The sequence below is a fragment of the Micrococcus sp. KRD026 genome, from assembly GCF_017168445.1.
In the GTDB taxonomy this organism is placed as follows: domain Bacteria; phylum Actinomycetota; class Actinomycetes; order Actinomycetales; family Micrococcaceae; genus Micrococcus; species Micrococcus luteus.
This window is the reverse complement of sequence record NZ_JABFBA010000020.1, coordinates 1-9,058: the sequence shown is the minus strand read 5'-3', so window position 1 is coordinate 9,058 and position 9,058 is coordinate 1. Positions and strand designations below refer to the sequence as shown.

Here is a 9,058-nt window from a genome sequence, read left to right as displayed (position 1 = left end):
TCCAAGAGCGCGTGTGCTTTTCCCATGATGTCCAGGGCGGTCTCGGTGGTGGCCAGCTTCTGCTGGGAGGCGGCCAGCTGGCGGCGCAACCGGGCGATTTCGGCCTGCTCCGCACTCGGCCGGCCAAGGGCGTGTCAGATGGTCTGTGTAAGCCGTACCGAGAGGAACGGTAAGAATCATGACCATGACCGACGAGAAGAACCCAGGCGAGCCCTCGGGCCAGGACCTGGTCGAGCAGCTGAAAGCCTCAGGGCAGCTTGATGCCCTATTCGCGCAGATCGACGCGGGCGGCGTCGAGCTCACCGGTGACGGCGGGTTCGTGCCCGCGCTGGTCAAGGCCGCGCTCGAGCGGGGCCTGCAGGCCGAGCTGACCAGCCATCTGGGCTACGAGAAGGTATAAGAGACAGGTGCTGGGGGCTGGAACGGCCGGCGCGAGCTGGGGGGCTGGGCTGGGTACGAGCGAGCTGATGCCCGCCGGGGCCAGGCCACAGTCGGTCGCGATCGAGAAGAACGCCCCGAAGCAGACCTGCAACCGGCAGGCGGTGCGGGACTTCGACAAGGAGGAGCCGTCGCCGGATCGGGCAGAGCGTGAGCGTGTGATCAGTGCGTTGCTCGGTGGACAGCCCGCGTTGGACGGGTACGAGTGGGGCAAGGAGCCTACGGGCACGGAATCCTCGTACACGGTCGTCACATCGGTGAAGTGGTACGCCACGGGCGAGGTGAACGGGTCGGGTGAGCCGGACTGCTCGGCGCAGAACGAGGCCACGGCCGAGTGCTCGCCGGTCGAGGTGCACGTGGCGCGTCAGTCGCTGACCAACGGTGCTCAGACCGGGCGGACCCTGACGCTGACGCGGGGTCAGAACTGCTCTTGATCTGATCTGCGAGTTGCCCTCACCTGCTGCGGATGTAGCGGGTGGGGGCTTTCTCGTGTGCGGGGCAGGTGACATGCGTGGCGGTGCTGCGCGTCGTACATCTGGCAGCGGGCAGGAGGTGCCCGCGCGGGCCGGAAGACATCCGGGCCGTCGTCACATCACATCCCTACGGGAGGACCCCTGATGAGCAATCTGATTCACGCGGCCACCACGGTGGCTGCCGGTGTCCCGGACATCGCACCGCGCTTCGATGGGCCCTGGATGCCCACCATCCAGAACATCACGGGCCTGGCGTTGGGCACCTTCCTGGTCATCCTGATCGTCGCCGTCGGCATCGGCGTGCTGGTCTGGATTTTCGGCAAGCTCTCCTCGAGCGGCCGCGCGCAGGACGTGGGTATCAGCTTCGTGGTCTGGGGCATCGTGGCTGCGGCCCTGATCGCCGGTGCCGCAAGCCTGATCGGTTGGGGTGCCGGCCTTCCGTTGTTCTGAGGTCCTGAGCGCACTCACGGAGGGAGAGAACGATGTGGGAGAAGGACTTCGAGGAATTCGTGCGAGGTTCGATCCTGGGGCTGGCGAAGGCCGCTGCCGGGCTGATCGAGCAGGCTTTCTCCGTGGGTGCGCTGACCCCGGAGTGGTGGGTCACGGTCGTCGGCGGTCAGGTCACTACAACGGTGGCCGGTGGCGAGAGCACGGTGATCGACCACCCGGGGATGCTGAACGTCATCGTGCTGGCGATGATCCCGCTGCTGGTGATCTTCGTGGCCGTCCAGGTCGCGCTCTCGGCGGTGCGCGGGTCCACGGCCGGCATGCTGCGCGCGTTCCTGGCGGCGGTGTTCAGCATCCCGGCGACTTACGTGGTGGTCGGGCTGGTGTGGATGGCGATGGGGGCGACCCAGCAGCTGACCTTGTGGATCTTGCAGGTCGGTTCCGGTGGCACCGATGGCCAGGACGAGGCAGTGGCCGGCGTGCTGGGACTGTTCGGTCTGACCTACGACGCCGCCAACGACAAGATCTTGCTGGACGAGAACTTCGCGCAGTGGGAGATGGCCAGCGAGAACGCGGAAAACGGGATGATCCTGGTCGCGTGGATCATCGCGCTGGTGATCTTCTTCGCCTGCTTCGTGCTGATGGCGATGATGATCTTCCGTCTGGTGCTGATTCTGATTTTGGCCTCGTTCGCGGCCCCGGCGATCTTCTCGCTGGCCCTGGAGCCGGCCAAGGCGCTGGCGGGGCGGTGGCTGTCGATGATGCTGGGGCTGATCATGGCCGGGCCGATCGCAGCCGCCGTCGTGCGGCTGGGCATGGCGATGGCGGCATTGTCCACGGACTGGGTGCAGACCGTGGCTGGCATGGTGCTGGTGTTCGTGGCCGCGGCCATGCCGATCTTCATGCTTGCGGTCACCGCGTGGCTGGGCGGCGGTGCTGGCCAGGCTGAGCAGGCGGGCGTGATGGCCGCGAGCCGGGCCGGGCGTGGAGCAATGAATTCGATGCGGGGCGTTTCGGCGCGGGCTGGCCGGATGCGCCAGCGTGCCGGGGCGATGGTGATGCGAGGAGGCCGCTGATGGCAACGATGATTCAGGAGTGGATGGACTCGGAGTACGACGACGTCCGGTTCCCCCAGGAACGGACTCAGGGACTGATCCTGGGGCTGACCCTGGAGCAGGTGATCGTGGTTCTGGCCGGCGTGCTGATCGGCATGGCGTTCATCCTGCGTGGCGGGCCGGCCATGCTCGTGGGTATCGGGCTGATGGCCGTGATCGGCGCGTTCGGCGCGACTCGGTTCCGTGGCCGGTCCCTGCCTGGCTGGGTGTGGGTGGCGGCGCAGTACCTGCGGCGGGGGGTAACGGATCAGCTCGAGTACCGCCAGGGGATGGCCCCGGCACACGTGCTGGAGTTGGTGGACGGCGAGCCGCAGGCACCCGTGAGTGAGGCAGGGCCGCAGGCCCAGCGCGATGCGAAGGGGCGGATCAAGCCGGGTGAGCCGGCACGGTTCCGGCTGCCGGGTGTGGCCGGAGAGCTGATGGTCTACGCGATGCCCAACGGGGCCGGGTTCGTCTGGGACCCGCGCGCCCGGGAAGCGGTGGTCTGCGCGAAGGTCATGACGACGCGGGGCTTTGACTTGGAGTCCTTCGACGCTCAGGAGGAACGGTCCCTGTCGTGGGGATCGTCGCTGGCGGCGCTGTCGCGTCTGCCGGGTGTGGTGCGGATTCAGGCTTCGGATCAGACGACGCTCATCTCCGGTGCGGCCGTGGAGGACTTCTACGAGTCCAAGCAGGAGGGCGCAGGCCGGTCAGGGGCAAGCATCGACCCGTTCCTGGACGCGGCGTTCCGTGAGCTGATGAAGGAGGCCCAGTCGATGCCGGTGCACGAGCAGTGGCTGACGCTGGTGGTCTCCCCGTCGAAGATCAGCTCGCAGGTCAAGGCGCTCGGCGGGGGCACCCCGGCGCTCATGGAGCACATGCTCAAGCTGATGACGACGGTGGAGAGCACGCTGCCGCGCTCGGGGACCCAGGTGACCGCCTGGCACTCCCCGCGTACGCTGGCCGGCCTCTCGCGGTCGGCGTTCGATCCGGACGCCTCGGTGATGGTCTCGACTATGAAGGCGGACGGGAAGACGGCGGGCACCGCGCCCTCGAGCGCGGGACCGATGGCCGTGGAGGTCCATGCGGGCCACATGGTCACGGACGGGAACTACCACCGCACCTACAAGGTCTCCGAGCTGCCGCAGAACCTGGCCCGGCTGGGGTTCCTGGACGAGCTGGTGTTCGCCGGGGACTTCCGGCACACGGTCTCGGTGGTCATGGCTCCGGTGGAGCGTGGGGCCGCGGTGCGGTCCGTGCAGCGGCGTAAGACGGACTGGCACACGGACTCGCGGCTGATGAGCGCGCTCGGGCGTATCGCGTCGTTGGAACATGACCAGTCTCTGGAGGACGTCGAGCGCGAGGAGGCCGAGCTGCGGCGTCGGCACACAGGTGTGGAGGTCGTCGTGTTGGTCACGGTGACCGGGGCCTCGCGGTCCGATCTGGAGTCCGCGGCGGCGGAGGTCGTGGCCTCCGGGATCACGGCCGAGTGCGAGCTGCGCCCGGTGTGGATGGAGCAGGATGCGGCGTTCGTGGCCGGTGCCCTGCCGTTCGGAAGGATGAAGCTCTGATGCGTGAGGAACCGAAGGTCGATCTGTTCCAGATCATCGAACCGGGCAAGGACGAAGCCCGAGAGGCCAAGCGTGCGGCCCGGGAGCTGGAGCGAGGCCAGCGGGCGCTGCGGAAGGCGCTGGCCGCGCAGGCTAAGGAGGTGCGGTTCCCTCAGCCGCAGTGGGGCAAGGCCGGACCGCGCGGGGCACGGCAGCTGCGGGGGTTGCGCACGCTGGCCCCTCGGCCGGTCCGTACGACGACGCACACGGCCTCGACGGCGTACCCGTTCGTGGCCGGCCCCGGTCTGGGTGCGCGTGGGCTGATGATCGGCAAGGACATGCACGGCGGCGGCGCGTTCTGCTTCGACCCGTGGGCACTCTATGAGGCCGGGATCATCTCGGGCATGTCGATGATGCTGTTCGGTCAGGTGGGCACCGGGAAGTCGTCGCTGGCCAAGTCGCTGGCGGTGCGGCAGGTGCTGGCCGGGCGCAAGCTCTCGGTGGCCTCGGACAAGAAGGGCGAGTGGACCCGTGTGGTCAAGGGCCTGGGTGGGTCGGTGATCCAGGTCGGCCCTGGCCTGGACACGCGCCTGAACCCGCTGGACCCGGGCACCCGGCCCTCGACGGACGTTCAGGGCGAGCCGATGACGGACCGGGCGTGGGCCTCGATGGTGCGGACTCGGCGCATGTCCATCTTGGTGGCCCTGGTGAAGATCCTCACCGACCGGGACATGACCTCTCCCGAGCACCACGTGCTCTCGGCGGGCCTGGACGCGGCCGTGGCGGTCGCGGACGCCGAGGGGCGTCCGCCGATCATCCCGGACGTGATCCGGGCGCTGGATGCGGCCCGCGCAGACGCGGACGCGATGAAGGCGGAGGCCGCGTCGGTGACGATGATGACGCTGGGCCGCGTGTCCTCCGGTGACCTGGCCGGCATGTTCGACGGGGAGACCACGGTCGTCCTGGATGAGCAGGCGTGCGCGACGAGCATCGACACCTCCGCGTTGCTGGGTGCCTCCCCGGAGGCGGTGCGCGTGGTCAACGCGTGCGCGGGCGCATGGACCGAAGCGATGGTCACCACCCGCGATGGTGGGCAGCGGATCGTGATCTACGAAGAGGGCTGGGACAACATCAGCTCCGAGGCCGACCTGCGGCGCATGGTCGAGCAGTGGAAGCTCAGCCGCGCGTACGGCATCTTCAACGTGCTCGTGCTGCACAAGATCGCTGACCTGGACATGGCCGGTGATCAGAGCTCGAAGATGGCCGCGATGGCCCGGTCCCTGCTGGCCGACGCCGACGTGAAGGTGATCTACCGGCAGGACCGGTCCGCGCTGAAGATCACGACGTCGGAGATGGAACTGTCCGACCGGGAGCGGTCCCTGGTCCGGTCCCTGCCCAAGGGCACGGGCCTGTGGCGGCTGGGGGATTCCTCGTTCGAGGTGCAGAACGTGCTCACGCGGGCCGAGCTGCCGCTGTTCGACACGGACGAGCGCATGGACAAGGCGAAGGAGGCGGTGGCCTGATGCGACGCGAACGTGGCAACAACTCGGTCCTGGAAGGGGACAACCCGGCCGAGACGGCACTGATCTGGCTCATCGGTCCGGCCGTCCTGCTCTACGGGGCGTACCTGCTGGCCGGGTTCCTGGCCGGGCGTATCCACTGTGGAGCACCGACGAAGCCCGACTCCCTGTTCGCGCCGCTGGGCTTCCTCGTGGGCGAGCACGACCCGGCCGCGTTCGGGACCACCGTCCAGGGGTGCACGGCGACCACCGGCGGGGTCATCGGCTGGCTGATCGGTCTGGGGGTGTTGGCCCTCGTGCTGATCGGCGTCGCGGTGACGGCGTGGAGCCGGTACCAGCAGTCGGACAAGAAGTTCATCAAGGAGCTGCGCGAGCGCGAGGGACTGGCCCGGTCTGCGGAGATCACCAAGACGGTGGGCCGCAAGTCGGTGCTGTCCCGGGTGAAGAAGGTCCGGCCCTCGATCAAGAAGCCGGCCATCACGGACGGGGCCATGCGTCTGGGCAAGGCCGAGGGCGTGGACGTGTTCGCGTCCTACGAGGAGTCGGTGGTGCTGATCGGCCCGCCGCGCTCGGGCAAGGGCGTGCACCTGCTGATCGGCGCGATCCTCGACGCGCCCGGCCCGGTCATCACGACCAGCTCTCGCGCGGACAACCTGGGGGCCACGGCCGAGCTGCGCAAGAAGAAGGGGCCGGTGGCCCTGTTCGACCCGCAGGGACTGACCGGTCAGCCCTCCACGCTGAAGTGGTCCCCGATCACGGGCTGTGAGGAGCCGCGTGTGGCGAATCAGCGGGCGGCGTCGCTGATCGGTGCCTCCGGCCTGGGGTCCTCCAGCTCGAACGCGGAGTGGCAGGCCCCGGCGATCACGATCATGGAGTGCCTGCTGCACGCCGCGGCGCTGGGTGAGCGCACCGTGGATGATCTGATGCGGTGGGGCAACAACCCGGCCGAGGCCAAGGAGGCCGTGAAGATCCTCACCGAGCATCCCAAGGCCGCGCTGAACTGGAACCTGGTGCTCAAGGGCATCATCGAGGGCGACCCGAAGCTGCTCCAGTCCAAGTGGTTCGGCGTCGAGGGTGCGGTCAAGGGGCTGTCGGTGCCCGAGGTCCGCGACGTGCTGCGACCCAACCGGTTCGAGGAGACCCTGGACATCGACAAGTTCCTCACCGAGTGCGGGACGCTCTACATCGTGGGCACCAAGACCGGCGGCTCGTCGGCCGGCCCATTCCTGATCGCGATGATGGACGCCATCACCGAGCGTGCCCGCGAGCTGGCGGCGAAGTCGCCCGGGAACCGGCTGGACCCTCCGCTGTCGCTGGTGCTTGATGAGATCGCGAACATCTCCGGCGCCTGGCCGGGGCTGACCCAGCTCATGGCGGACGGCGGCGGTGTGGGCATCTCCCCGTTCGCGGTGTTCCAGTCGATGGCTCAGGCCCGCAACGAGTGGGGCGAGCAGCAGGCGCAGGCGCTGTTCGACGCGGCCACGGTGAAGGTCCAGCTCGGGGGTGCCTCGAACGTGTCCGACCTGGAGCAGTTCGCCAAGCTGGCCGGTCAGCGCAAGATCATGCGGACCTCGAAGTCTCGCGGCAAGGACCACACCTCGGTCTCCGAGCAGATCCACGACACCGAGGTCGTCTCGGTCGCGGAGCTGCGTCGGCTGCCGTTCGGGTGGGGGGTCCTGCTGAACCGTAACGGCCGGCCGATCCTGATGGAGATGACCCGCTGGTGGGACCGCAAGGACGGCAAGCAGATCCAGGAGGCCGCGGGGCGGTACTCGAAGGCGCTGCTGGCCGAGCTGGAGTCCAAGGACCCGGCTCCCTCGACACCGACCGACGCGGACCGGGCCGAGGACTCCGTGGCGGCGTTGGACCCGGTGCCAGAGACCGCCCCGGCGATCCCGGTGCGGTGAGGGCATGGGCAGGTTCGGGCTGCACCGCACCGGCTCGGCCGAGTACAAGCGGTACCTGCGGTCTCAGGCCTGGGGGTACAGGCGGGTGCGGTGGTTCGCAGACTGCCGGCAGGCCGGCCAAGAGCCGGCCTGCCAGGTCTGCGGGATCACGCTGACCCAGGCTGGGACCCTGGACCTACACCACGTCTCGTACAAGGGCGTGGGCCAGGACGAGGCGGGCCGGTGGCAGGCCCGTGAAGTGCACAACGACCTGATGCCGTTGTGCCGGGACCATCACCAGCGGCTGCATCAGATCATGGACGGCAAGAGGGAGTTCTTTGGATGGGACCGCAGGCGGGCCACGGTCGTGATCGTGGCCAGGATGATCCGGCAGAGGCAGGCATGAGCGACGACGGGGGTGCACGGTGCCATGTCTGCCAGCGGCCCGTCTCCACGAGGTGGCACTGCACCGATGGACGGCACCTGGACCGCGCCGAGTGCCGTGCCGCCGGCGGAATCGGGGTGTGGCTGTGCGGGACATGCGAGGACGCCGCGCATCGCTACATGCGCTCGACTGGAGCAGGCGGGCGCGAGGCCGTTGAGGAGCTGTTCGCCCGGCTCGAGAGGCTGCTGGGCGGGCCAGCACGCCGGTACACGAGGGAAGGACGGAACTGATGACATCGCCCTGGGTTGAAGACGACGAGCCCACGGACTGGGAGGGGCCGGCAGCCGGCGATGACGACGGACAGACGGGGACTCCGCTGCCCTACGTCGACCCGGAGGTCGCCGCGGAACTCGCGGGCGAGGGCCCGCCGGTGTGGATGGGCACGCGGTGGCGGGAGATCGAGGCCGAGCACCAGTGGCAGGCGTGGAACCACCTACGACGGTGGGTGGACTGGTTCGTGGCTGAGTACCGGCTGGTGACCTCGGTAGTGCCACCCTGCTGGTACAAGCACTCGGACCTCACCGCCGAGCTGTACGCGGCCATGTGCATGGAGTACAAGGTCTGGGAAGAGCAGGCCCCGGGGCTGGGCCCGATGATGATGTGGCACCCCCACGTCGAGATGCTCACCGCGCGTCTGCGCCGCATGGTGGACGAGGCAGGCTGCGCGAAGACCGGGACGCATAAGGAGCCCGAGGCGTACGGGGACCGGCCAGCGTTCACGTTGGACTACGACGAGGACGACTTCACGGCTTGGGCGGGGACCACCCGTGAGGAGGACGTGCTCGAGCGCCCCGAGGAAGGCGTGCAGTATCTGCGGGCCCGTGTCGTCAACGCAGACGGAGAGGAGGTGGCGGTCTCAAACCCCATTGGCCTGGTGGCCCGCCGGGCACCGTCGGAGGTGGCGGCGGAGGTGGAGACGACATCGTCCACGCCGGCGAGCCCCACCGTGCGCGTGGTGGTGTCTGGCGCGGATCCGGGGGTTGAGGTGCAGTGGCAAACATCGGTGAATGCGCAAGGCTGGGAGTGAGCGTCGCGGCTCGCGCTATGGACACCCTTACGCTGATCCCAGCCTAGGGAACTAGGGCATGTCTGACAATCGTTTGGACCATGCGATCACAGCATTCAGCACCACAGCGGACCGGTAGACGATCGCGTACTTGTCATACCGGGTCGCCAGGCCCCGCCACTGCTTCAGGTGCGCGTAC

8 protein-coding genes and 2 pseudogenes are annotated in these 9,058 nt (G+C 68.6%); 9 read left to right on the top strand and 1 reads right to left on the bottom strand.

Annotated features, from left to right (window positions below; translation table 11 throughout):
* Positions 1–184 precede the first annotated feature (184 nt).
* The 9 genes and pseudogenes from J1M40_RS07075 to J1M40_RS07035 all read left to right on the top strand — a co-directional run.
* A pseudogene (locus J1M40_RS07075) lies at positions 185–394 on the top strand (IS256 family transposase); the annotation flags it as partial.
* A 73-nt stretch (positions 395–467) separates the two neighbouring features.
* Complete coding sequence (locus J1M40_RS07070; RefSeq protein ID WP_241252147.1) at positions 468–872, top strand: hypothetical protein; 405 nt, start codon at positions 468–470, stop codon at positions 870–872.
* A gap of 183 nt (positions 873–1,055) precedes the next feature.
* On the top strand, positions 1,056–1,361 hold the full coding sequence (locus tag J1M40_RS07065; RefSeq protein ID WP_206450635.1) for a hypothetical protein: 306 nt from the start codon (positions 1,056–1,058) through the stop codon (positions 1,359–1,361).
* A gap of 32 nt (positions 1,362–1,393) precedes the next feature.
* Positions 1,394–2,434: a hypothetical protein gene (locus J1M40_RS07060; protein WP_206450634.1), complete on the top strand. Its 1,041-nt coding sequence runs from the start codon at positions 1,394–1,396 to the stop codon at positions 2,432–2,434.
* Complete coding sequence (locus tag J1M40_RS07055; RefSeq protein WP_206450633.1) at positions 2,434–4,023, top strand: PrgI family protein; 1,590 nt, start codon at positions 2,434–2,436, stop codon at positions 4,021–4,023. The genes J1M40_RS07060 and J1M40_RS07055 overlap by 1 nt, the downstream gene beginning before the upstream one ends.
* Complete coding sequence (locus tag J1M40_RS07050; protein WP_206450632.1) at positions 4,023–5,525, top strand: conjugal transfer protein TraC; 1,503 nt, start codon at positions 4,023–4,025, stop codon at positions 5,523–5,525. The genes J1M40_RS07055 and J1M40_RS07050 overlap by 1 nt, the downstream gene beginning before the upstream one ends.
* Positions 5,525–7,429 carry a TraM recognition domain-containing protein gene (locus tag J1M40_RS07045; protein WP_206450631.1) on the top strand — a complete coding sequence of 635 codons (1,905 nt, stop codon included), beginning with the start codon at positions 5,525–5,527 and terminating at the stop codon, positions 7,427–7,429. Before J1M40_RS07050 ends, J1M40_RS07045 begins: the two co-directional genes overlap by 1 nt.
* 4 nt (positions 7,430–7,433) lie before the next feature.
* A complete protein-coding gene (locus J1M40_RS07040; protein ID WP_206450630.1) occupies positions 7,434–7,814 on the top strand; it encodes a hypothetical protein in 381 nt (126 codons plus the stop codon).
* 268 nt (positions 7,815–8,082) lie between these two features.
* Positions 8,083–8,880, top strand: a complete 798-nt coding sequence (locus J1M40_RS07035; protein ID WP_206450629.1) for a hypothetical protein — start codon at positions 8,083–8,085, stop codon at positions 8,878–8,880.
* A 51-nt stretch (positions 8,881–8,931) separates the two neighbouring features.
* On the opposite strand, the pseudogene J1M40_RS07030 reads toward J1M40_RS07035, so the two are convergent.
* Positions 8,932–9,058, bottom strand: a pseudogene (locus J1M40_RS07030) (IS5/IS1182 family transposase); the annotation flags it as partial.

Coding starts and splice junctions, on each gene's coding strand:
- J1M40_RS07070 (WP_241252147.1), top strand. CDS start 468: ATGCCCGCCGGGGCCAGGCCACAGTCGGTCGCGATCGAGAAGAACGCC.
- J1M40_RS07065 (WP_206450635.1), top strand. CDS start 1,056: ATGAGCAATCTGATTCACGCGGCCACCACGGTGGCTGCCGGTGTCCCG.
- J1M40_RS07060 (WP_206450634.1), top strand. CDS start 1,394: ATGTGGGAGAAGGACTTCGAGGAATTCGTGCGAGGTTCGATCCTGGGG.
- J1M40_RS07055 (WP_206450633.1), top strand. CDS start 2,434: ATGGCAACGATGATTCAGGAGTGGATGGACTCGGAGTACGACGACGTC.
- J1M40_RS07050 (WP_206450632.1), top strand. CDS start 4,023: ATGCGTGAGGAACCGAAGGTCGATCTGTTCCAGATCATCGAACCGGGC.
- J1M40_RS07045 (WP_206450631.1), top strand. CDS start 5,525: ATGCGACGCGAACGTGGCAACAACTCGGTCCTGGAAGGGGACAACCCG.
- J1M40_RS07040 (WP_206450630.1), top strand. CDS start 7,434: ATGGGCAGGTTCGGGCTGCACCGCACCGGCTCGGCCGAGTACAAGCGG.
- J1M40_RS07035 (WP_206450629.1), top strand. CDS start 8,083: ATGACATCGCCCTGGGTTGAAGACGACGAGCCCACGGACTGGGAGGGG.